The following is a 24,513-nucleotide window of genomic DNA, read 5'->3' on the forward strand; positions in this document are numbered from 1 at the left end:
AAAAAGAAAATAAAAACCCAGTAAAAATCAGAAATTTCCTAGAAAAAAACAAACCAATTAAATACAGCAATTTAAATAAAAACACCAAGAAACACGAACAGTAAATAATTATTACTTATTTAAAATAAACTAGAAAAATATTAAAATTTCTATGCAACAACATAATGGAGAAAAGTCATGAGAAACTTGGTTAGTAAACTAGCGGTTTTACCTTTAGCTATTGCATCGGGTATTGCAATGGCTAGCACAAATTTAGTAGAAAACGGATCATTCGAAAATACAGATGCTGTCACTGATCACAATGGTCAATGGCAGTTATTTGATGTAATTCCAAGCTGGACCCGCAGTACTAATGCTAAGTTTGAAATTCAAACAAATGAACTTGGTATTGTTCCAGCACAAGATGGTGAGCAGCACATTGAACTTGATTCAACAGCCAACTACAGCATTTCGCAAACTATTGCGACGACGACTGGTAATCAGTACGAATTAAGCTTTTATTACTCAGCGCGTGTAGTTGGTAATGAACAAACGAATAAAGCAGAAGTTTTATGGAATGGTGAATCATTAGCTGTTTTAAATAGCAGCACACAAGGCTGGACTAAATACAGCTTTACAGTTGAAGCTGATAGTGCAAGCTCAGTACTAAGCTTTGCAGGCGCGGGGACATCTGATTCGGTAGGTGCATTCATCGATAACGTCGTAGTGACTGAAATTCCGGCACCATGTGCAGTTGTAACCGGTTTATATGGTATTAATAACTTTGGCTCTGAGACTGAAGGCTATGTATACCACTTCAATCCAGAATCAAGCGCTATCACTGTAGTTGCTGGTCTTAACAATACAGCATCAAACATTGCCAGCAAAGACGGTATGTTGTATTTCATGGAGCAGCTTGATAGCAGCAGCAAAGCGTCAAAAATCTATAGCTTAGATTTAGCTACAAACACGCAAGCTGAAGTTGCAGATGCGACATCATTCCCTATTTATCGCTCAACAGTGACTGCGGATGGTCTGTCTTTACGTGCGACAAGCAAAACATACATGTATGATTTTGACCTGACGACAGGTGAGAAAACGGTATTAGGTAAGCTTTCGTATGCAGGCGATACATTTGCAGACGGCGACATTGCTTATTCAAGTGACTACAACGTACTTTACGTATTAACTGGTAAAGCACTTTACACATTAGATGAAGGCAGCCTTGAATTAATTCAAATCGGTGAGCACGGTGTAAACTGGGCGTCAGGTATTGCGATTGCTGATGACGGTACAATTTATATTTCAGGTAGAGAAAGCGGCGAAAATGCAAAAATCTATACCTTAAATCAAAACACCGCTGAAGCGACATTCGTAATGGATGGTCCAGCACACGTAAACGATTTAACGTTTGTTAGTGAAGCAGTTTGCGCAGCAGAGTAAACTGTGTTTAAAGCCATAAAATGCCAGCTTAGCTGGCATTTTTTTACTAATCTTTGGCATCATTTATTTGTGAGCTTCTTTTGCTCTAACATTTCTTTCCAGTGCATCACTTCTGCTGGCAAAATAGGTGCAACTCCGCTAAAGCCTGCAACTTCAAGCATCTCTTCAACGCTCACAACACCTTTTTTACGTTTAAATACACCACGCACATAAGCAATTGCATGCAAACCTCTTTCTGAATGAAATTTTTGCTCAATGTAAAAGTATTTATGATCCCAGCCAACCAAACGAGTGCTAACTGTGTACTTTTGCATTGGCTTAATATCGCGAATATAGGTAATTGCAGTTGCATTAACGATTGGAAACCAGCGGCGTTTCATTATGTGCTTTAACAAACCTACTCGCTCAGTCATCCAAGTACGGGCAAGATCCATCATCGCCAAATATCGAGAGTTAGTTAGATGAAAATTGATATCGCAATCGGTTGGTAACGCTTTGAATTCAATATCAATCGTGTCTAACAATTGTTGATAATCACGATTACGTTTAATTTTAAAAAACAGTAGTATAAGTCGAAAATAGAGGTTCACGGCAAAGGTCTAACCAGTTGATAATGAACAAAGTGTATCACAGCATATTGCTAAGGAGAATTTTCTGCTCTAATCTGTGCATATATTAGTATAAAAAAAGAATAACCTAATGAAATTATTTAGTTTGGTAACTTTATACAGTGCAAGCTTGTTCACCAGCTCAGCATTTGCTGACTTCAACTTTCCTGGTGAAGGCTCGTTGAAATATCCAACAGGTGTTGAGAAAGCCTTTAAATTTGGTTTTGCTTGGCAACAAGGTGCTGAAAAGTTCACTATTGGCGATAAAAGCTATGACATGTCTCTTCCAGAGTCATATTCTGTAGCAATAACGCTCAGTAAAGACGAGGATCAAGTGTGGGTACAAGAATTTAATAATGGCTTTATTGAAGGCTTCAACTGGCAAATTGCTGATCACACACTAAAACTCGAAAAGCGCAAATTTAGCGATTCTGTAAAAGGTGATTACGTTATAAGCCTAGATAACCGCGATTACTTTTTTGCCCGCAATAACATCAGTATTGTTGTTAAGTTCGACAATGAGGGGATTAAAAATATCGCTATTGATGGTGTTACCAAAGATATGGGTACAAAACAATAGTATTTAATCGAAAAGAAAAAAGCTTGGGTTTTCACTCAAGCTTTTTGCTTAATTTAAAGTATTGTGCGAGTTGCTGCCTTTAAACCTTCACTGTCTTACGGTTAATACCATAATCTCGAAGTTTGTTTGCCACTGCGGTATGACTCAATCCTAAACGCTTTGCAAGCTGACGAGAGCTTGGATAAGCAGGATAAAGTTTACGAAGTAAAGTCGCCTCAAAACGTTTTACTGCTTGGTCTAAGGTTCCTTCAAAGTCAGACTCCAGATAACCTAGATCATGAGTAAATGTTGGTAACTGTAGGTGCTCAATACGCAACTCGTTATCATCTAACAAGGATACCGCACGATAAATCGCGTTTTCTAATTGGCGCACGTTACCCGGCCATGGATAGTCTTGTAAAAAGCGTAAACAATCTTCAGACATTACAGGCACAGAATGACCATTTTGCTGGGCATACTTTTGAATAAAATGCTCTGCTAACGGGCCAATATCAGCTTTTCTATCACGTAATGGAGCAATTTCTAAGGTCAAAACATTAATTCGGTAATAGAGGTCTTCTCTAAATGTTCCCTCTTGAACCATCGCAGGCAAGTCCTTTTGGGTTGCAGCAACAATACGCACATTTACTTTAACTTCGTTTTCATCGCCGACTTTACGGAAGGTACCGTCTTGTAAAAAACGCAGTAGCTTAGTTTGTAGCTGAGTAGACATTTCGCCAACTTCATCTAAAAATACCGTTCCACCATCAGCTTGCTCTAAAACGCCGCGTTTTGGTGCTGCGTTTTCTTCGTAGCCTGCGTAACCAAATAGTTCAGACTCAGCGACATCATCAGGCAACGAAGCACATGACAAAGCAATAAACGGTTTTACTGAGCGGTTTGATGCATAATGACAGGCACGAGCAAGTAGCTCTTTACCTGTACCGGTTTCACCAGTAATAAGGATTGGCGCTTCAAGCTGTGCCATTTTACGCGCTTCACGGACCACACGGCGCATTGCAGTACTAAAGTTATGTATGGTTGCAAAACTTTCTTGGCCATAACGACGGAACGCACTGACTTGTTGGCCTAAGCGGCTTTGTGACTTGATATTGATAACTGCACCGGCTAACACATCCCCTTCAGCACCTTGGGGGACTGAAATAGGTAGAATATCGGCAATAAAGTCTTCGCCAGCAACTTCAACACGAGTTGTTTGGCCAAGTACTTCTTTGCCTTCAAGCCAACGCGTAAAGTTAAAGCCTTTGAGTAAGTTATTGATGTTAGCGCCAATCACTTCGCTTTCAGATAATTGCAGGTCGCGACACGCGGCATCATTACATAAACGCACCCAGCCTTTAGCGTCAATAGATATCACACCGTCTGGCAATGCACGTAGTAATGTATTTAACTCATTATGCTCTCGCTCAGAAGGTAAAAATGCAGTTGTGCGAACGTCTTTCACGCCATCTATCAAACGGATAGATGGCATAATTTTTTGGAATTGTTCAAACTCAATAGGCGGAAAGCTCACGTACATTCGACAATTAACCGAATCTACCTCGATGCCTTTTAAATCAACTTGGTAACTCACCAAGATATTGAGAATCTCTTGTGCGATACCAATTCGGTCAGCACAGTGGATATCTAAACGCATTACATCCTCAAAAAACGGGAACCTATAGTATGAGAATAATACGCTAACTCCCTGCAGCTGGGTAGTCTATTGTAAACAATTTTGGACAAATAACTTAATTAGTCGGGTACTTGGTCCATTCCCCGCCATCTAATTGGATGTAAGGCTGCCCTTTTATATACATCATTACCGTATCTTCATTCTCGGCGACCTTGGCTGAGGTTGGTAAATTATCAAGCACGCGGTTAATGGGGGCTTTTCCTGCGAACAGGTCGAGCTTCATCGTATTGTTGATTAACTCTGACAGTGAAAAATAACTCATTGTTTCATCGACGACATTAAGCCCATCATGCTTTATATCAGGGCCGATAAATTTAACCGCTGTTGGCACTGAAACTATTGAAGGGCTCGGAATTTCGCGCAAACCAGAGAATTGTAGTTTATCACCCTTTAAGGCAGCCCCATGTTCCGGCACAACCACCAGCATTACATTTCGACCTTGCGCTTTTAACTCAGTTATAAACTTATCAATGTCATTAAATAAGCGCTGTTGTCTAAGCGGGTAGCTTTCAAAACTATTCATACGTTCACGACCAGCAAGTTGATTGCCATCATGTAAGCTAATGGTGTTGTAATAAAGAGCCCTAGGCTGCTGACTTGTACCTTGTTTTTTCAACCAGTTAGTGAGTATATCCGCATCAGAATAAATCGGTTTGCCATCAAACCCATACTGCGCAGCACTAAATTGGCTAAAATCCAGTTTTGGTACAGAGACACCACCGTATTGCCTGATCAAACCTATAAAGTCATCAAAATGTCCATCGTGGTTAAGAGCCACACTGGTTTTATAGCCAAGCTCAGCAAGATTAGTGAATAGCTGGCATTGCTCATCAACAGGTTTAAATAGTTGCTCCTGACTTGTTTGCCCACAACTTGCTCGTAATAAACGAATTGCCGCAGGGCCACTGTACGAAGTAGCTGAGTTAAATTGACTAAATAAAATATCAAAATTAGCAAATAAGTTACGTGGCTCAACACCAATTGCATTTAAGTCAGCCGTTGCTAGAGAGCAAATATTCAGCACAACAACATCAAATGGTTGACCATTAAATACGTCAGGAAACTGGCTTTGTAGTAAATTCTGTTGCTGGTAAAAGTCTTTTAACTGTTGATCTGGTGTCTTTTGTTTTGCTGTATCAGACACTAAAACGGGTACTTGTTTTTTTGTAGTTTGGCTATTGCTTGCAACTTGCGTTGTAACCTCACCACTCGTAACAGCCCCACCTAACCAAAACGCATACATAAAGCCAATTATTGAAATACTGGTGTAACGCAACCACTTCACAGTAAACCAATAAAAAACCACTAAAGCGAAAAGCGCAAAAATCATATCGAGGCTAATAACGCGCGCAGTGATCTCAAAAAAGTAGCCGATGCTAAAGTCTTGTACATTGCCAGCTTGCTTGGTGAGTCTAGAGATCGGGGGCAACCAGGAGTCGTGATACAACAAGACCACACCTACCATCACACTCATAGCGTGTTTGATACGAGACAACCAAACATGTTGAAAAGAGATAGCTAGAAAAGCAAAAAATGCTAAGTTTGCAAATAAATCAAAAGAAATATCACCTCGGCTATACAGAACAAACTTAACTAAAAAGTATAAATTCCAAATACCTAATCCTGAAAGCCTCACTTGTTATCCTTCTTATGTCGTTTTGGTGTATAGGGCGTTAATAATACATGCCTAAATGTTAGTTTTCGGTAGAGCACGACTGCTTTATTAAACAATACCTTACCTGTATTACTCAGCAAAATACCGATTAACATTGCAATGATAAAAGTAATAAAAAACTGATTTAAGCTCATGATAGCTCACCTTTTAAGGTCACCTTTATTGGCTCAGATATAGGTCGAATCACTTTTTTGAATTCCGGTGTCTCTGTATTTAAATTTGCAATATCTGCTGTTTTTGTATCAAAAATATAACTTACATTTTCTTGTAACTGCTGGGTAAAGTCAGTTATTTCAGTATTAGCAAAATGACGTTGCATGCGGCGACATTCTTGCTGAATATAAAAATGATCAGCAATGACATTTTTTGACATAAAAAAGTCGCTTACCTGTAATTTAAATAAATGTTTAATCGCACTTTCCACATCGTGCTCTCGACAAGCATGTAGATAAAGGTAAACCGTGCCATCAGCAAAACTAAAAATATCCCCTTCGCGTTTTACATGAAATAAATGTAATGGGTGTATGGCATCAATACGCGGTAAAAGCTGCAACATAACAAGCACGCCACTTACACCCAGATTGGCGGCAGAGTCACTATGTTTAGCAACCTGCTGCACGAACTTATCTGGAGGCAAATAACCTTTAGCTAATACATTTTCACTGTATTTTAGAACATCATCAATTGATTTCGGAAGAGGCCTTGAAAACTGAAACCCTTGAATTGACTGAATTTGTGACAGTAAACGCGAAGGCTCAGAATAACTATATAAAATAAGGTTAACCCCTAAAGTTAAAAATAAGCACTCGTCCTGATGACGAATAATACCATCAACATTTTGAATTACTAATTTCAGTCGGCGACCACATTTCTTGCGAAGAGAGAAACAATCTTTGGCTAACGCTTTTAAATCAGTGTATCGGGTAACAGCAAAAACTAACGTCGCTGATTTTTTAGTAAGCCCTTTAGAAAAAAGAGCATCATTATCGTCAATTATTTTATAAAACACAGGTAGCTTTGTACCCTCAGGTACAGCACTGCGAGTTAGCCATACCTCGTCTTCATCAAAGTCTTGCTCCGTTGCTTGCGACTTGTCATCTGCCTCTTGCTCTACCTCAACTAATGCAAGTTGACCATCATGAAGCTGTAAATTAACCGAGCGCCCAGCAATAACTCCTTCTTTATGACACCAATAATCATACTCAAGAGTGCGAATTGATGCCTCTTGAGTTATATAAATAAGGCCACCAAAGAAACGGCTTAAGGCTAATAGCTGACGCCTCAATTCACTGACATAAGCACCTGACATTAAAAACACTAAAGTGACATTTTTTGATTGTGACAAAGCAACATAGAGCTTGAGTTTTTCACCAAGCTGCTGTTCGCTCAAAGAGACTAAATGTTCTGAATCGACATGCACAATAACCGTACTGTTTTTCAGTTGCTCATACTGTTTTATTTCGTTAATAACACCACGGGAAAAATGCAAACTTTTTGATACATTTTCATTATGATGTAAATGGAAAGGACGTAGTACCCCTTGTTCAAACAAGGTAAATAATAACTCGCTCCCCTCTCCTTCGAAAAACAAATCGACTTGTTCAGAAAGCAAAAAAACCGAGTCTTTATGATTGGTTAAAAGATGCCTTGTTAACTCTAATAGCTGATTATCTAGCGGGGCAAGTAAAGCATAGTTTGCGCCTCGCATTAGCTCAGAGAAAGCTCCGTTTAGTCCTGTAATATTTAAATGAGGCACCAACAAACCCTTAAAAAAGATACTTTAGTACTAGTTTTAAACGCTATTCTATATATAATGCAGATTATGTCCATGGATCGTGAACATTTTTAAGCTTATTTTTCTCATTACGGTTTTTAAAATGAATAACTTTGCAGTAAAAAAATCAAATACCCTAACTCAATACGACATTGACGAGCTAATACGTCAGTTTGGTGGCAAAGAAACAGATTATGTCGAAATAGTTGATGTAGAAAAAAATCGTAAAACGATTAAAAAGTACCCTTTGCTTAACGATATCGCATTAGCAACAACACAAACACAGAGCACGAAAAAAGTTAACAAAAACGCAATAAAGAATCATAAATGAAGCGAATTTTTATAAAAGGAATTAAAGGTGGCACTGGTACAACATCTATTGTGGCCAACCTTGCTTGTGCTTTGAGAAAATCAAATGTGCCTGTGTATGCCATCGATTTAGATCCAAAAGGCGACTTAGGCCTACACCTTGGTCTTGCTTGGGAGCATCAGCTAGGCTGGAGTGATTACCCAAACTTTGCCTCTGCATGTGAGCAGTTTCACCAAGATAACGACGGCGTAAAGTTTTTACCCTATGGCAGCCGTTCGAACTTAGGGTTAGACTTTTCAAGCATTATAGAGAGTTGTCAGCAGCTTAATGACAGCGATGACAGCTGGTTTTTATTTGACTGCCCAGCCCATGTTGATGTGCACCGCTATTCACTAAATGAAGACGATATATTCCTTGAGATTATTAATTGTGATGCTATTTGTCACAGTTTTGCGTTCAAACGTTTAAACACGCTTAAGCAGGCTGAATCATCTTGGCAGCATTATTTTTTAACCAATAAATATAATTCAGCCTCTGAGCTTGAATCAGATTTATTGCAGCTTTGGCAAACTGAATTACCATTAATTGCACCTTTATATATCAACAAAGATGAAGTCATCAAAGAAGCAACTGCATTTAGAAATGTGGCAATTAACTGTGCTCCATACAGTGTTGCTAATGATGACTTTGAAACGCTAGCCGGTTGGCTTGTAAGCCGCGCGAGTCAGAATGACCAATAGCATCCATTCACTCGGTGTTTCGCACCGACTACTTAAAGGTATTTTAGGGTTGTTTTTAACGAAGCAACTTGTCCGCTTCGTATTTATAAAATTTTATAGTTATTACAACCAACACAAAATGAGCCTATTGGGAGCGATTTTACTCCCCTTCTTTGTGCTTTTTTTGTCATTGTTTATTAAATTAGATAACAATAAAAAACGTGAGTTAAAGCTTAAACTTAAACGCTTGTATCCTCATGTTTCTCAACCAGTACTTACACCAAGCAATTGCATTCGGATTGCATTGCAAAGTGTGTACCTTGCGCTATTCAATACCACCACAACCTCACAGCAACATATCGCCGTTGAGCAGCGTAAATCTTGGCGTAAAATCACGCGTTCAGCTCGCTTATTGAGACTGGCAGACAGTAAACTAGTACGCTCTTTTAAAGGGCTTTGGTTAGTTGCTAGAAAGCAAACAAAAACTAAATCATATAAAGCAGTGAGTCGCTCTCCACTTTGGAGAAACAGCACCTTAAAGGTCGCTTTTTTCACTCTCATTATTTTTGCGGTGGCTATATTTGTAACCGTGCCATTTAGTATTGAAGCACAAGCAGTGTTCATTAGTTTAATTTTGGTTGTTGCTTATTCTCTAAGGCGGGTTGAAGGGAAAATGGCCACTATTGTGATGATCACCCTTTCTGTTACAACCTCTACACGTTATCTATGGTGGCGCTACACTGACACTCTTAACTGGGGTGACCCTTTAGCCCTTACCCTAGGGATTGGTTTGCTGCTTGCTGAAAGTTACGCTTGGTTAGTTCTAATATTAGGTTTTTTCCAAACCATCAATCCATTAAATCGTAAACCGATCGCGTTAGAAAAAGACACAGCAAACTGGCCAACAGTTGATATTTATATTCCTACTTATAATGAGCCGCTTGATGTTGTGAAGCCAACAACAATCGCCGCGCAAAGTATTGATTGGCCTGCAGATAAGCTTAACATTTATATTTTAGATGATGGTAAGCGCCCTGAATTTGCCGAATTCGCAAAGCAAATTGGTGTTGGTTATTTAACTCGCCCTGATAACAAACACGCCAAAGCCGGTAACATGAACCATGCGATGAAAGTAACTAGTGGCGACTACATTGCTATTTTTGACTGTGACCATATCCCTGCTCGCTCATTCTTACAAATGACAATGGGGCAGTTCATCAATGACAGTAAAGTGTGTTTAGTACAAACACCTCACCACTTTTTTTCTGCCGATCCATTTGAGCGCAATCTCAAAAACCATCGGAAAATCCCAAATGAAAATATGTTGTTCTATGGCTTAATTCAAGATGGCAATGATATGTGGGATGCAACCTTCTTTTGTGGTTCGTGTGCTGTTTTAAGGCGCAGTGCCCTTGAAGAAATTGGTGGTTTTGCCGTAGAAACCGTCACTGAAGATGCCCACACCGCGCTAAGAATGCAGCGCGCTGGCTACAAAACAACATATATTAATATTCCACAAGCCGCCGGCCTGGCTACAGATAGTTTATCTGCCCACGTTGGTCAACGTATTCGCTGGGCACGCGGCATGGCACAAATATTCCGATTAGATAACCCGCTGTTTGGTAAGGGCCTAAATATCGCGCAGCGCTTGTGCTATTTAAACGCTATGTTGCACTTTTTATCGGGTATACCGCGTATTGTATTCTTAACAGCGCCACTGGCATTAATTTATTTCAATGCGCAAATTATCTATGCGCCGTTTGTTGCCATCTTTCTTTATATTGTGCCAACCCTATTACAGGTAAAAATAACCAACTCCAGAATTCAAGGTAAATACCGCTATTCGTTTTGGGGCGAAGTTTATGAGTCTGTACTTGCTTGGTATATTTTAAAACCCACCACAGTTGCGCTTATCAACCCGAATAAAGGCAAATTTAACGTGACTGAAAAAGGCGGTTTAAACAAGCAAGATCACTACGATTGGACGATTTCAAAGCCTTATATAATCTTGTTACTTGTTAACGTTTTGGGAATGACCTACGGCGTGTTTAGATTGCTCTTCGGCGATAGTTCACAAATAGGTGTACTCGTCATTAGCATGCTGTGGGCAAGCTATAACGTGATAATTTTGGGTGCAGCTGTCGCTGTTGCCGCTGAAGCCAAACAAGTACGTAGCTCACACCGCATTAAAGCAAATTTCCCTGCTGCTATTCGCCTTGCTAATGGCCGTACCATTAAAGTGAAAATTACGGACTACTCAAATAATGGTGTTGGCCTTGAAACTGACCATAATCACCTTTGCCGTGTAAATGATAAAGTCGAGCTGCTCATGAGCCGTGGCTTGAAGCAGTTTTCATTCCCAACTTATATCTGTAACACCCGCGATAAGCAGCTGGGTCTTACCCTCAGAGATTTAGATTTAGAAAAACAAAAAGCCTTTATCCAATGCACTTTCTCACGTGCTGATGCTTGGCTTGATTGGCAAGAAAACTTTAAACACGACAAGCCTTCATACAGCTTTTCTCACGTTTTTTATACCAGTCTAAGAGGCTTTAAGAACTTGATTTTCCATGCCCCAAGTGAATTAAGACCAGCGATTGCGTTTGCATCAAGAGTCTTGTACTTTGTGGCGTCGTTATTACCCAAAAAACCAACAAAAGTACTAAAAACATCATGATAAAAACTCTTTTAACCTTGTTATTAGCTGTTAGCACACTCGGCATATCTGGCTGGGCGATAAGTGCTGAGCCTCTTTCTAATAAAGCAATTTTTGATGATGGTTATCCTGAGCAAGCGCCAATCGAAAGCATGACGCTAAGCTTTGAAAAGCTTGGTTTAAGCAAATTCAAACTTGATGGTGTGAGCAATAGTACCCGTGTTGATTTTACAAACCGCCTCGATAAATTAGGGAAAAAGCTAACCCTCGATTTTTCTTACACAACCTCGCCATCTCTCATTGGTCGTGTGTCACATTTGAAAATTTTCTTAAATGAAAACCTTGTCACTGTATTACCTATCGATGACAAGGCAACACTAATTGGCACAGTCTCTGAGCGAAGCATTGCGCTTAACCCTAAGCTAATCAAAGACTTTAACCAAATTCGCTTCGAACTAGTCGGTTTTTACGATCTGGTTTGTCAGGATGACTATAGTAAAACAATATGGGCCGAGCTTAGTAAAAGCAGCCGTATTTCTATTGACCGTCAGTCACTGGCTCTTGAGAGCTTACTTGAGTATTTCCCTGCACCATTTTTTGATTCGCGAGATTACAACAAGGTCAATTTACCATTTGTGTTTGCATCACAACCTGATGAAAACACACTCGAAGCAGCAGCTGCACTATCAAGCTTTTTTGGCGCACAAGCAAAATGGCGCAAAGCACAGTTCCCTGTGCAAATTAATGCAACACCAACAGAACATAGTGTCGTATTCGCAACAAACGACAACAAGCCTGATTTTTTATTGAATTACCCTGATGTTGAAAAGCCGACTGTAGAAATTATCAGCAGTCCGACTCAGCGCTACGCCAAAGTACTGCTTGTTTTAGGTAAAGACACAGCACAATTGAAAGAAGCCGTAGTTGGTTTAGTCTTTGGCTATAAAGTAATGACGGGTCGCAGTGCAACAATTGATGCCATTAGCAACTTACCACTTCGAGAAGCTTACGATGCGCCACTGTGGGTGCGTTCAGACCGCCCATTAAGCTTTGATGAATTTATTGAATACCCAACTCAGCTGCAATCGGAAGGCTATCGCGGTCTGCCTGTTCGGTTAGACTTACGTTTTGCACCAGATTTATTCACTTGGCGTGAAAATGGTATTCCTATTACCTTGAATTACCGCAACACACCTGTTGAGCAAAACATGTTATCGCGTTTGAACATGCTGATTAACGGCAAGTTTGTGGATGGTTTTATTCTTGATAACGAAGGCGGAAAAACGATTACAACAGATACCTTATTACCGCTTTTATCCGAGTTCAATCCAACCAAAACTCGTCAAGACTTTGAGCTAACAGGGTTAGATTTAACAACAAATAACCAGCTGACTTATGATTTTAATTTTGCAGTCGTAAAAACCGGTGAGTGTAGCGCCATTCCTGCCGGCGGTGAATTTGGTGCAATTGATGGCAGCTCTACCATTGATGTAAGTGACTTCCATCACTATATTGCCATGCCAAACCTACGCGCCTTTGCAAATGGCGGTTTCCCATTCACCAAATATGCCGATTTACACCAAAGCACGCTTGTAATGGAAGCTAACAGCTCAGTTAACGCGATTAGTTTATTGCTTAATTTCACAGGTCATTTGGGTGCCATAACAGGCTACCCAGCGCACCGTTTAGACATTCAATTTCCTAGTAACCAATTGGCGCTAAACGATAAAGACATTATTATTATTGGTAAGCCTGACTCTTTCATAAACTCACTTGCCAAAGACAGCGCCCTCAGTGTGCTTATCAACAACAACCAACGCATTGTTGATCAAGCTATCTATAATGGTGCCTACGACACAAAAGGCGCTGAAAAAATTAAAGTAAACATCAGCAGCATTGGTCGTTTAGCCGTGATGTCTGGGTTCCAGTCACCGTTTGATTCAGACCGTTCAGTGGTGTCTTTGATTGCCAGTAATGAAAATGCTTTTGCACTTCTCACTGATGCACTGCTCAATGATGATAAGACAGCTCAAATAATGGGAAGCTCAGCCATCATCAATAACCAAGGCATCAAAACGATTAAAACCGATGAGCAGTATTTTGTCGGTCACGTACCTATTCATACTCTCATTTGGTTCCACTTTTCAGACCGCCCAGTCCTGTTAGCGATTCTGTCGCTACTAACCCTATTACTTATTTCATTTATGTTATGGCGAGTACTCGCGCTACTGACCAAAAAACGTTTATCTGAAGGAGATAAGGCATGATGAAAACTATCGCTTCTTTACTATTCGTTTTTGTTTTTTCAAGCAACGCATTAGCTCAGTTAAGCTGCAGCGCTTGGCCGCAGTGGAATAACTTTAAAACTCACTTTATTACACCAGAAGGTCGAGTTGTTGATTTAGGCAGTGACTACAGTATTACCACCTCTGAAGGGCAATCTTATGCGCTATTTTTTGCTTTACTAGCCAATGATAAAGCCAGCTTCGATAAGTTACTTGAGTGGACTGAAGTACACCTTTCTGAAGGTGACTTAAGCACCCGTTTACCAGCGTGGCAATGGGGAATAAAGCAAAATCAAGGACAAATCCTTGATTCAAATCCAGCTTCTGATTCAGATTTATGGATTGCTTATACCCTGTCACAAGCGGCTATCTTATGGAATGAAAGACGCTACGCAGTGCTCAGCTCAGTGCTTGCTGAGCGCATCATTCGTGAAGAAACAGCGCAGATACCAAACCTCGGTCTGACTCTTTTACCTGGGCCAACAGGTTTTGAAAAAGACAGTAGCTGGAAATTAAATCCAAGCTATGCACCGCTATTTATATTTGCGCAATTTGCGCACCTATACCCGCACTCGCCTTGGCAAACATTACACGATAACTCGGCGCAGTTATTAATAGATACAGCACCAAAAGGCGTGAGCCCTGATTGGGTTAATTACAGCGTGGAAAAAGGCTTTTATCATGATAAAAGCGCCCCTGCTACAGGTAGTTACAATGCTATCCGCGTTTACCTCTGGGCCAGCATGATGGCAGAGGATGCCCCCTATAAAAATGCCCTTACAGAGCAGTTTAAACCTTTTGTTGATAGCATTGTTTCTTCAGGCAAAGTGCCATTAGAAACCAATGCTGTCACAGGCAAAACGGCAGGCAACGCCCCAAGTGGTTTTGTTGCCGCCTTATTGCCATTGCTTGCTGAAGATAATGCATCACAAACTGTGACAGCTTTACAACAGCAAATAATGATGGATACCCGCTTTACCACCAGCCGCTACTACGACAGCGTGTTGTATTTGTTTGGTAACAGCGCATTGAACAAACGTTTTAGTATTGATAAAAACGGGGCTTTAACAACTAACTGGAGCAATGAATGCCGATAAAGTGGCTACTTGCTGCAGTTTTAGCAAGCTCCAGTGCATCCGCAGCAATAAACAAAGACCTTGATAGTCAATCAATTGATTGGTTAATTAGCCAAGTACAACTTGGTGAAATTGAACGTGATAATCAATTGATGAGCGACAGCTTAGAAAAGCTGCAAAGCATTGCACCTAAAAATACTCAAGTGCAATGCGCCGAGGTGCGTGTTTTATATAGCCTCAAAGAAACCGACAAAGCCAATGTGCGCTTAGCAGAGCTTAGTAACCTATCACATTCGTGCGTAACAAGCTTAACCCTACTTGCACGCGTCAATAATCAAGACAAAGAAGCGGTTCAACAAGCCAGACTTCGTGCCAGAGCCGGACAATACAGTGACGCGGTAAAAATCTACAACCGGCTATTTAAATCCGCCTACCCCAATATTGAATATGAGCTGGAGCACATAAACTGGCTTGCTCAAGACTCAAATCAATATCAGCAAGCACTGCGCGGTTATCGTTCTTTACTAAAACGCTACCCAAATAGTGGCCGTTTTGAACTTGCCTACGCAAGACATCTGTTAAAGCAAAACCCAACAAATAAAGAAGCCATTGAATTACTGAGCCATTATGCTCACAGTAACCAATATGGTGTTGAAGCTGAGTTTGCGTGGCTTGCAGCCCTTGAGGATATGCCGCTTAATAAACAAACCGAGCGTGAATATCAGCGTTACTTTGCAGCCTACCCTAAAAGCAGTAAAGGTCAGCTACAATTTAGTGACTTTAAGAAAGCGCATTTAGCTGAACAAAAAAAGCAAGCAGACCCTGCTTATCAAACATGGCTCAAAGGCAGTGTCGAACTTGAAAAACGCCACTTTGATGCAGCAGAAAAGCTTTTCAATAAAGCACTGCGAGGTCGTCCTCAAGATCCTGAAATATACAATAGCTTAGGTTTATTAAACTTAAGGCAAGGTCGCAATGCCAATGCTTACCAGTACTTTAAAAAAGCTCAAAAATACAGCATAGATGCAAACCGTATAACAGTGTTAAAAGGCCTCGCCAATACTGCTCGTTTTTGGCAATACATAGATGAAGCTAAATCAGCCATTAGTAACAATGAACTTAAACAGGCTGCGCTTAAGCTGGATTTAGCTGACACCTTAAATGAAGACCCTAATACTGTATTGTTTTACCGCGCTGAACTTGCCAAACAATCAGGGCAACTCCAAAATGCGATGAACCTATATAAGCAAGTGCTAAAAGACGATCCTCTGCAACAGCCTACTTTGCGTGCCATGCTTGAATTAACCGCCTCAGATGGTAATTATGCTCGTAGTCATCGTTTTTATAATGGCTTAACTCGTCAGCAACAGGCATTGATTGCTGAAGATTATACCCTTCTACAAACACAGCAACTAAGAACCCGTGCTGATGAGCTTACTGCTGAAGGTCAACTTGATGAAGCAGTTGATGTGCTGCTTATGGCAATTAAACAAAGCCCCCGTCAAAGCTGGCTTTACTACGACCTTGCAAATTTATACCAGCAACAGGGTTTAGTTGATCATGCCAAAGCTCTGTATAAAAAAACCTTGTGGCAATTTCCGCTAGATGCAGATTTACGTTATAGCCATGCCCTATTTTTACGTTCGTTGAATGATTACCAAGGAGCACTGGCAACCTTAGATTACATTCCTAATAATGCGCGCACGGAACAAATTAATGTGCTTACAGAGCAGCTAAGCATTAATACCAAACTAGAAAGACTCTCTGCCAACAATACAGCCACTAATAAAGCCACGGTGATTTATAAGCTCACCGAGTTAGAAGCACAGCCATTAACACCTTTAATGCAAGCTGAGCTTGCCAGTCAATGGCAACAAATTAATGAGCAGCAGTATGCAATAAGGCAACTGAAAAAAGCTCTTACTCGTGACCCAAGTTTGAGCCCATATTGGCACATGACATATGCAAATTGGCTAATTGAAAGCAACGATAAAAACGCTGCTGATAGCTGGTTTGCAGACTATCAACTGCCGAGTAACGCAACCGATGCAGAGCAATCACAATGGTTAGCACTACAAGTTAATTACGTTAATCGCTTTAGTGATAGTAACCAACGAATAGCTAAACTCTCAGAGCTTGCAACACGTTACCCTGATAACCCAGAACTGTCAGAGGCGCTGATCAATGCTCATATCGAGCAAGGCAATAGTAACCAGGCTATTACACACTTTGAGCAGCACGTTGCAAAAAGGCAAACTGTGTCAACGGATACTGCTTTAGCTATTGCGACACTTGCTCGTCAGCAGCAAAGAGATGATCTAGCAGATCGCATCATTGCTGGGCAAATTAATCAAGTTTCGAGTGAGCAAAGCTATCGTCAGCAGCAATTGATGACTGCCCTTGAACAATTTGAAGATAAACAGAGCGCAATAAATCTAGCTGAGCAATTGCTAGCTAAATCAAACAACAACCAAGAGCTTTATTATCAAGCAGCAGCGGTTGCGCAAGCTAAGCAACAAACTACGCTTGCTCAAAGCTGGTACCGCGCTGCAGTTGATCCAGATACGGCAACGAGCAACTTAAGCGATGAGCAGAACTATGAGCTGTATGCCCTTAATGAAAATGAAGCTTGGTATGTCAATAATGCCAAGCGCCAATTGCAAGATATTGAGCGCGATGAGCAAGCTTATATCACTGCTGCAATCAACCTAAGTAGCCAAACCAGCACACAAAATGAGTCCACACTCGGCGCTGGTGCAACCCCTATAGAAGCAGGTTTCCCGCTATGGGGTGGCACTGGGATTGTGAAATTAGACCCAATGACAATATCGAGCCAAGAAACCCGCTTTGATGAAACCTTTGCTGGTAGCCGCTATGGTCAAGGGGCCCTATGTATTTTTGACTGCCCACTTTTAAGTATAAAACCAAAGCAACAAGGTATGGATATTGGCCTTGCTTGGCAAAACGAGCAATGGCGCATTGATCTTGGTACCACCCCACTTGGCTTTTTAGTCGAAGATATCGTGTGGGGCGTTAATTACAATGGTGATTTAGGCGACTTAGGTTATGGCGTCACGTTTAATAAACGCCCGGTTACCAGCTCGGTATTATCTTACGCCGGACTTGAAGATGTCTTTACCAACCAAGTATGGGGTGGCGTTAGAGCTACGCAATTACAACTTAGCCTATCTCATGACCTAGGCCTAGATTGGGGTTTTTGGGGTAGTACCAACTATCAAATCTTGCAAGGTAAAAACGTAAAAGATAATCAAAGCTACAGCCTAATGGGTGGTAGTTATTATCGCTATATTCGCGAAAGAAACACCGAGTTAAGCCTAGGTCTTAACTTATTACACTGGTCGTATAAGTATAATTTAAGCGAAGAAACCTGGGGTCACGGTGGCTATTACAGCCCACAAAACTACTTGGGCGCTTCATTACCTGTGATTTTTGATAAGCGAGTTGGTCATAATTTTGTATACCGACTGCGCGCTGGCGTATCTTGGTCAACCACCACGACAGACGACATCGCGTTTTTCCCTAACGACCCTATTTTGCAAGGCCAAGCAGAGGCTCAAACAGCTGTTACGGGTGTTGTACCTTACTTTGAAGGCGATACCAGCAGTGGCTTATCGTATAACTTAGGGGCAAGTTTTGAGTATCGATTCACGCCTCATTGGTTCTTTGGTGGTTACGTCAACTTAGATAGAGCCGATTTTTACGAGCCGAATTATGCTCAGCTGTACTTTCGTTATTACTTTAATCCGGTGTATAGCGAACTGGCTTTCCCGGGTAAACCTGTTGTGCCTTATGCAAGCTACTAACTGTCGCATCACAAGGGGCAAGTGTCGCAAGTTCTTCCCCTCACCATAAGGTCTATGTATACTGTAGCGCACTTGTAGCTAGGATAAGGGTGTGTCCCTTTCCTTCAAGTACAAAACTTGAGCAACAAACCATTATCTTAGCTGCATCAAAAACATGGCCGCCCGTTCACTAAATAAATACATAGAACGACCAAAGCAAAAACAATAAGGCCTCAAACAAAAACTTAGAGTTAGGAAGTAAATATGAGTTCATTACCTAAAGCAGGTGACTTTTTAGGGCATCCTAAAGGGTTATTCCTGTTGTTCGGCACAGAAATGTGGGAACGATTCGGTTATTACGGCATGCGCGCCATCTTAGTTTTATACTTAGTAGCGCTTGTACAAGAAGGTGGTTTTGGTTGGTCAAATGCAGACGCATTAAGCCTTTATGGTACCTTCACAATGGCTGTATACATCACACCACTATTTGGTGGTTGGTTAGCCGATAACGTATTAGGACAACGTAAAGCAATTATCCTTGGTGGTTTATTGATGGCTGCAGGCCATTTCACTATGGGTATCCCACACAGCTACTTAGCTGGCCAAGAAGAAAACGTATTCTATATTGGTTTAACACTTCTTTGTATTGGTAACGGTTTATTCAAGCCAAACATCTCAACTATGGTAGGTGATCTATACAAAGAAGGTGATCAACGTCGTGATGGCGCGTTCACTATCTTCTACATGGGTATCAACCTAGGTGGTGCATTAGGTCCTCTAGTTGCGGGTTATGCTGCAGCTGCAATGGGCTGGCAATGGGGTTTCATCGTAGCGGGTGTTGGTATGGTTTTATCTGTACTTTTACAACTTGCTTTAAGCAACAAATACTTAGGCGAAATCGGTGTTGTGCCTTCAGCTAAGCTTTCTCAAGCACAGTCTGAGTCAAATACTAAAGAGCCACTAACTAAAGTTGAAACTGATCGTATTAAAGTTATCTTCACTATGAGTGTATTCAGCATCATCTTCTGGATGGGCTTTGAACAAGCGGGTGGTTTAATGAACCTTTTCGCTAACGATTACACTGACCGTATGTTACTTGGTTTTGAAGTGCCAGCTTCTTGGTTCCAATCTTTAAACTCAATTTTCATCATTGTTTTTGCACCTTTAGTTGCCATTATTTGGTTAAAGCTTGATAAACGTGAACCTAATTCACCAGTTAAGTTTGCTATTGCACTTATTTTCTTAGCATTAGGTTTCATTACTATGATCCTAGCGCTTATGACACAAGGTCAAGGTGAGCACCTACAAATCAGCATGATGTGGTTAGTATTATTCTACTTATTCCACACGCTAGGTGAGTTATGTTTATCTCCAATTGGTTTATCTATGGTGAGTAAACTTGCACCTCTACGCTTAGCTTCAATGCTTATGGGTATTTGGTTCCTATGTACAGCCGTTGCAAACAAGATTGCTGGTTTCGTAGGTTCATTCCTAGGTGAAGGTGAAGAAGCGCTAGACAACGCGATGGGTATCTTCATTGGTTTAGGCGCAACAGCGGTTCTTTCTGCTGTGATCATGTACTTACTAAGTGACAAACTAGTTGCTTGGATGCACGGTGCTGAAGGTCAACACGAGCCACAAACTACTGAGCACATCCTAGCTGAAGAGCTAGAAGTGACAGCTGAAAAGCAATAATACTTATTCCCCGTAGCACCCGCTGCGGGGAATTTCTCTCTCCCCTATTCCCTCTGCGTCCTTAAAACTGATACTATATTCTGATATTAATTTGGTTTGCAAAGGAACTGAGTAAGTGCGCTCTAACACTCAACTACTGGTCATTATTCTGACTAGCTTATTACTAACAGCATGCGGTGGCGATAAAACAACAAAAGAAGTCGCAACAGCTCCTGATCAGTCTGGTTTAATTATTTCTGTCGAAAATGGCTTATCAGCTGAATTTGCACAGGGTGATGTCACACTTAATGCAATAAGTAACACGGTTACGACAGACACCACGTTTACTTACTCTGAAACAGCCGCCTCAAGCACAGATATGGAGCAAGGTATTGTCTCGAGTATTCATACCTTTCGCCCCAATAACCTAATATTTGCTGAGCCATTAAGTTTAGCGATTAAATTACCAGATGAACGAACTAACCTTGCCTTTAGCATAGTGCAGTTAGTCGATGAGCAATGGCAAACTCTCAGTACTGAACAAAGCGATGATGGATTTGCAGTCAGTGCTATTACAGAATTTGGTAGTTTTGCTTTAATGTCGCGCACAATTCCTCCGGTTAGTAAAACCATTGGCGAGCAATGTAATGACACAGCCAGTAACCAAACAGTGCGCTTCATTCATGTTGCTGATTTACACGCGCGCTTTGGCTTTAAAGAGCAGTTATTCAGCCGTATTCGCAGTTACTACGACAATGCAAAACTTGAAAACCCTAACACCTTATTCACCAATGGCGGTGACGATTATGAAAAAGGCACCGTAGCTGAACAAACATCACAAGGTTTAGCGACAGTAGAAGCAATAAAAGCGATGGCCTTTGACGTACGTGTGATTGGTAACCACGACTATGCGTGGGGACCTGAGCAACTACTGGACTTTGCCGATGACGATAATGCCATCGTGCTTTCAAGTAACACCGAATATGATGGTAGCAGCGAGACGCCGTTTGCCGGTGTCGATTTTTCAGTTGTCCAAGTAGGTTGCCTTCGAATAGGCTTTTTTGGCATGACTTCAGTACCTTGGAATGAACTTGATGAACCAGTTGAAGACGAGCCTATTCCTGATTTTATCGCTAATTTCAAAATGAATTGGCAGTGGCAAGACGTGGCTGAGCAGATTGTTAACCAATACCGTCAAGATGTTGATTACATGGTCATGGTGAGTCACTTAGGTGAAGGCACTGACACCCGTATTGCACAAAATGTTGCAGGGATTGATTTAGTGCTTGGTGGGCACACCCATGGCGGTGAAAGCTATCAAACATTAGATAACGGTAGCATTGTTATTCAACCAAACTTCTTTGCACAAGGGCTAACTGATCTTACCTTAACCTTTAACCTTGAAGACAAAACTCTTGCAGATGTTGGTTACAATACAGTTCCAACCACCAGCATTACGACCCGAGATGAGAGCACTAAAACCGCCATCGATGAAATCATGGGACGTTATGCTCCAGATGCAAACACCGAAATTGCCGTTTCAGAAAATTACCCCACTGCTGAAGAACTCACCACGATTACAGCCAAAGCGACTATGCAGCAGTTCCCTGCTATTGATGCCGCCTTACTTGATGCAAGCCAAGTACAAGATCGTTGGCTACCGGGTACATTAACCCAAGAAGACTTTCATGCCGCGTTTAAGGTTGAACGCCAACCATCGAATACCCCGGGCTTTAATTCAATTTATCAAGTTGCGGTGACTGGCAGCCAGTTAAAAAGCATGCTCGAAAGCCAGCCAGAATGGGTCTCTTTAGTGCCAGATAACATTGATAATGCAACCACTTACCACGTTGCTCTATTTAAAGGCCCAGCGCTAAATAGCGAGTTGTTCTTCCCTGCTCTGCCAAACTTAGAAGCGCAATTGGTCGCAGAGAGTTGGTGGCTGCTTGATAACTACGCGCGAGCACGCACCAGCCAATGTTTATATCTCGATACCGATAACATGCTTAATGCCTGTAAAGCAGATGATGCAGTCACAGTATGGAATTTTAATAATCCCAATCAAGGCTTTAACAGTGACTTTGGCCCTGCAACACTCAACTTTTATGACCCTGAAGACAAAAATTGGGGGCCAGAAGATAGCCAATTTACCACCACCAGTGAGCTTGAAATAGCTGATTTACCAAACGGTGCTTCAGGCGTGCTCGCCTTTGCCCGCCACAGCCCAACACAAGGCTTAACCTTAACGGCTAATAGTGCTGCCAACGGTGATTACCAAACAGAAGGCCTTATCGCTGATTACACTTTAGTGATGGATATTATGTGGCCAGAGCAAAGCACCAATGAGTGGCGCTCATTACTACAAACAGATCTTACCAATAGTGATGACGCAGACCTTTACGTTAGCCGAGATAACGCCATCGGTATTGCTACCAGTGACAGTGGTTACTTTGGCGAGCTTTTGGCAAACAGCTGGCACCGTATTGCTTTTGTGTTTTATGCTGCTCCAAACAACGGGGCACTAAAAATTTATCTTGATGGCGAGCTGATTGGTATTAAAGATGAAGGTGAAATCAATAAGCGCTGGGCAATCAACAATGCAGCCTTACTTTTAACCGATAATGACTATGAAACTAAGCCGGGTTACTTAAACGCCTTGTTATTTGCTGGTCGTGCAATGACAGATGCCGAAATTGCTAATATGGGTGCTGCACAGCAGCAACTTAATTTTACGCAATCAACCCGTACCTTAAACCAAGTGGTTGAGCGCCATTATCAAGCTGCACCACAAATTATGAATAACCCTTGGTTACAACAACGCAGCAAGTTTTTTAACAAAGCGCGCCAAACCGTAAACTAAACTATACAATCAACTTAATAAAAAAGGCCGTTTCAGGCCTTTTTTATTACCTAAGAAACACTGAAATTTACCATTAAATACATATAGATAGACATGAAAAAGGATAACATTTTTTAGTCAACCTAGTGACTTACTCATTGCCTTTGTTAGGTCAATTGCTGAAATTAAAATCATTGTCCCATTTAATTTACAAAAGGGGCTTTGGCTAAATAGTGCGGGGATCTTCCCCTTATCAAGTTTCTGGTTAATCATCCGCTCATTACAGAACAATAATTCTTTTTTAGCGCAGTGCTTATAATTGCGGGAGTAATGACAATGAGCGAAGTAAATAATCCATTAGGCCTAATGGGCATTGAATTCACTGAATACGCAACACCTGATGCAGATTACATGGACAAAGTGTTTACTGATTTTGGCTTCTCAAAGCTAAAAAAATTCAAAGGTAAAGACATTGTTTACTACAACCAACATGACATTCATTTCTTACTAAACAATGAGCGTGAAGGTTTCTCTGCTGAATTTGCTAAAAGCCACGGCCCAGCAATCTGTTCTATGGGTTGGCGTGTAGAGAATGCACAAAAAGCATTCGAAGTTGCTGTTGAGCGCGGTGCAAAACCAGCGACAGACTCAACTCACAAAAATTTACCATACCCTGCTATTTACGGTATTGGCGACAGCTTAATTTATTTCATCGAGCAATTTGGCGACAAAGGTTCTATTTATGAGTCAGATTTTGAAGATTTAAGCGAGCAAAACATTGTTGAAGACAAAGGCTTCATCCGTATCGACCATTTAACCAATAACGTTTATAAAGGCACAATGGAAACATGGGCTAACTTCTATAAAGACGTATTTGGTTTTACAGAAGTTCGTTACTTCGACATTAAAGGTCAAAAAACAGCGTTATTATCTTACGCACTTAAATCTCCGTGCGGTACTTTCTCGATTCCAATCAACGAAGGTAAAGATAACAACAACAACCAAATCGATGAGTACTTAAATGAGTACAATGGTCCAGGTGTACAGCATTTAGCATTCCTAACGAATGACCTAGTAAGTTCACTTGATAAGCTTGACCAATCAACGATTGCCACGCTTGATATCATTCCTGAGTACTACGACACCATTTTTGACCGTGTGCCTTGGGTTAAAGAAGATAAAGAGAAGATCCGTGAGCATCAAATCCTAGTAGATAGCCAAAGCGAAAACTGTTACCTACTGCAAATCTTCTCGAAGAACCTATTTGGTCCTATCTTCATCGAGATGATCCAACGTGTAGACGACGGCGGTTTTGGTGAAGGTAACTTCCAAGCGCTGTTCGAATCAATCGAACGTGATCAAGAGCGCCGTGGTGTAATCTAAATCATCATAATGAATAAAAAGCAGCGTGTGGTTT

The 24,513-nt window shown here is 41.1% G+C and carries 15 protein-coding genes; 11 read left to right on the forward strand and 4 right to left on the reverse strand.

Going from position 1 to position 24,513, the window contains the following annotated elements:
- The first annotated feature begins 177 nt into the window (after nucleotides 1-177).
- Nucleotides 178-1,422, forward strand: a complete 1,245-nt coding sequence (locus KQP93_RS11945; protein ID WP_217874598.1) for a DUF642 domain-containing protein — start codon at nucleotides 178-180, stop codon at nucleotides 1,420-1,422.
- Between the two features lie 59 nt (nucleotides 1,423-1,481).
- Here KQP93_RS11945 and KQP93_RS11950 read toward each other — a convergent pair whose 3' ends face one another.
- The gene (locus KQP93_RS11950; protein ID WP_054561929.1) at nucleotides 1,482-2,012 is read right to left on the reverse strand and encodes a thioesterase family protein; all 531 of its coding nucleotides are present in this window, start codon (nucleotides 2,010-2,012) and stop codon (nucleotides 1,482-1,484) included.
- 109 nt (nucleotides 2,013-2,121) lie between these two features.
- Here KQP93_RS11950 and KQP93_RS11955 point away from each other — a divergent pair, with 109 nt between their 5' ends.
- Nucleotides 2,122-2,610 carry a hypothetical protein gene (locus KQP93_RS11955; RefSeq protein ID WP_217874599.1) on the forward strand — a complete coding sequence of 163 codons (489 nt, stop codon included), beginning with the start codon at nucleotides 2,122-2,124 and terminating at the stop codon, nucleotides 2,608-2,610.
- A 79-nt stretch (nucleotides 2,611-2,689) separates the two neighbouring features.
- Here the strand turns inward: KQP93_RS11955 and tyrR are convergent, their stop codons facing one another.
- The 3 genes from tyrR to bcsE form a co-directional block, all read right to left on the reverse strand.
- Nucleotides 2,690-4,246, reverse strand: coding sequence for a transcriptional regulator TyrR (tyrR, locus tag KQP93_RS11960; protein WP_054561931.1), 1,557 nt, complete (start codon nucleotides 4,244-4,246; stop codon nucleotides 2,690-2,692).
- Nucleotides 4,247-4,340: 94 nt separating this feature from the next.
- Complete coding sequence (gene bcsG / locus KQP93_RS11965; RefSeq protein ID WP_217874601.1) at nucleotides 4,341-5,921, reverse strand: cellulose biosynthesis protein BcsG; 1,581 nt, start codon at nucleotides 5,919-5,921, stop codon at nucleotides 4,341-4,343.
- A gap of 169 nt (nucleotides 5,922-6,090) precedes the next feature.
- Nucleotides 6,091-7,716: a cellulose biosynthesis protein BcsE gene (gene bcsE / locus KQP93_RS11970; RefSeq protein ID WP_217874603.1), complete on the reverse strand. Its 1,626-nt coding sequence runs from the start codon at nucleotides 7,714-7,716 to the stop codon at nucleotides 6,091-6,093.
- 121 nt (nucleotides 7,717-7,837) lie between these two features.
- Here bcsE and bcsR point away from each other — a divergent pair, with 121 nt between their 5' ends.
- The 9 genes from bcsR (at nucleotide 7,838) to hppD (ending at nucleotide 24,479) form a co-directional block, all read left to right on the forward strand.
- A complete protein-coding gene (gene bcsR / locus KQP93_RS11975; RefSeq protein ID WP_217874605.1) occupies nucleotides 7,838-8,065 on the forward strand; it encodes a BcsR/BcsP family cellulose biosynthesis protein in 228 nt (75 codons plus the stop codon).
- A complete protein-coding gene (gene bcsQ, locus KQP93_RS11980) occupies nucleotides 8,062-8,784 on the forward strand; it encodes a cellulose biosynthesis protein BcsQ (protein WP_217874607.1) in 723 nt (240 codons plus the stop codon). The genes bcsR and bcsQ overlap by 4 nt, the downstream gene beginning before the upstream one ends.
- Nucleotides 8,774-11,440, forward strand: a complete 2,667-nt coding sequence (gene bcsA, locus KQP93_RS11985) for a UDP-forming cellulose synthase catalytic subunit (protein ID WP_217874609.1) — start codon at nucleotides 8,774-8,776, stop codon at nucleotides 11,438-11,440. The genes bcsQ and bcsA overlap by 11 nt, the downstream gene beginning before the upstream one ends.
- On the forward strand, nucleotides 11,437-13,686 hold the full coding sequence (gene bcsB, locus KQP93_RS11990) for a cellulose biosynthesis cyclic di-GMP-binding regulatory protein BcsB (RefSeq protein WP_217874610.1): 2,250 nt from the start codon (nucleotides 11,437-11,439) through the stop codon (nucleotides 13,684-13,686). The genes bcsA and bcsB overlap by 4 nt, the downstream gene beginning before the upstream one ends.
- Nucleotides 13,686-14,801: a cellulose synthase complex periplasmic endoglucanase BcsZ gene (gene bcsZ, locus KQP93_RS11995; RefSeq protein ID WP_217876784.1), complete on the forward strand. Its 1,116-nt coding sequence runs from the start codon at nucleotides 13,686-13,688 to the stop codon at nucleotides 14,799-14,801. Before bcsB ends, bcsZ begins: the two co-directional genes overlap by 1 nt.
- Nucleotides 14,792-18,604, forward strand: a complete 3,813-nt coding sequence (locus KQP93_RS12000) for a cellulose synthase subunit BcsC-related outer membrane protein (RefSeq protein ID WP_217874611.1) — start codon at nucleotides 14,792-14,794, stop codon at nucleotides 18,602-18,604. Before bcsZ ends, KQP93_RS12000 begins: the two co-directional genes overlap by 10 nt.
- A gap of 243 nt (nucleotides 18,605-18,847) precedes the next feature.
- The gene (locus tag KQP93_RS12005; protein WP_217874613.1) at nucleotides 18,848-20,278 is read left to right on the forward strand and encodes a peptide MFS transporter; all 1,431 of its coding nucleotides are present in this window, start codon (nucleotides 18,848-18,850) and stop codon (nucleotides 20,276-20,278) included.
- A 115-nt stretch (nucleotides 20,279-20,393) separates the two neighbouring features.
- Nucleotides 20,394-23,117 (forward strand): metallophosphoesterase, encoded by a 2,724-nt coding sequence (locus KQP93_RS12010; protein WP_217874614.1) that lies wholly within the window; start codon nucleotides 20,394-20,396, stop codon nucleotides 23,115-23,117.
- A gap of 315 nt (nucleotides 23,118-23,432) precedes the next feature.
- Nucleotides 23,433-24,479, forward strand: a complete 1,047-nt coding sequence (hppD, locus tag KQP93_RS12015; protein ID WP_217874616.1) for a 4-hydroxyphenylpyruvate dioxygenase — start codon at nucleotides 23,433-23,435, stop codon at nucleotides 24,477-24,479.
- Nucleotides 24,480-24,513 lie beyond the last annotated feature (34 nt).

It is taken from the genome of Pseudoalteromonas shioyasakiensis (assembly GCF_019134595.1).
Taxonomy (GTDB): Bacteria; Pseudomonadota; Gammaproteobacteria; order Enterobacterales; family Alteromonadaceae; genus Pseudoalteromonas; species Pseudoalteromonas shioyasakiensis_A.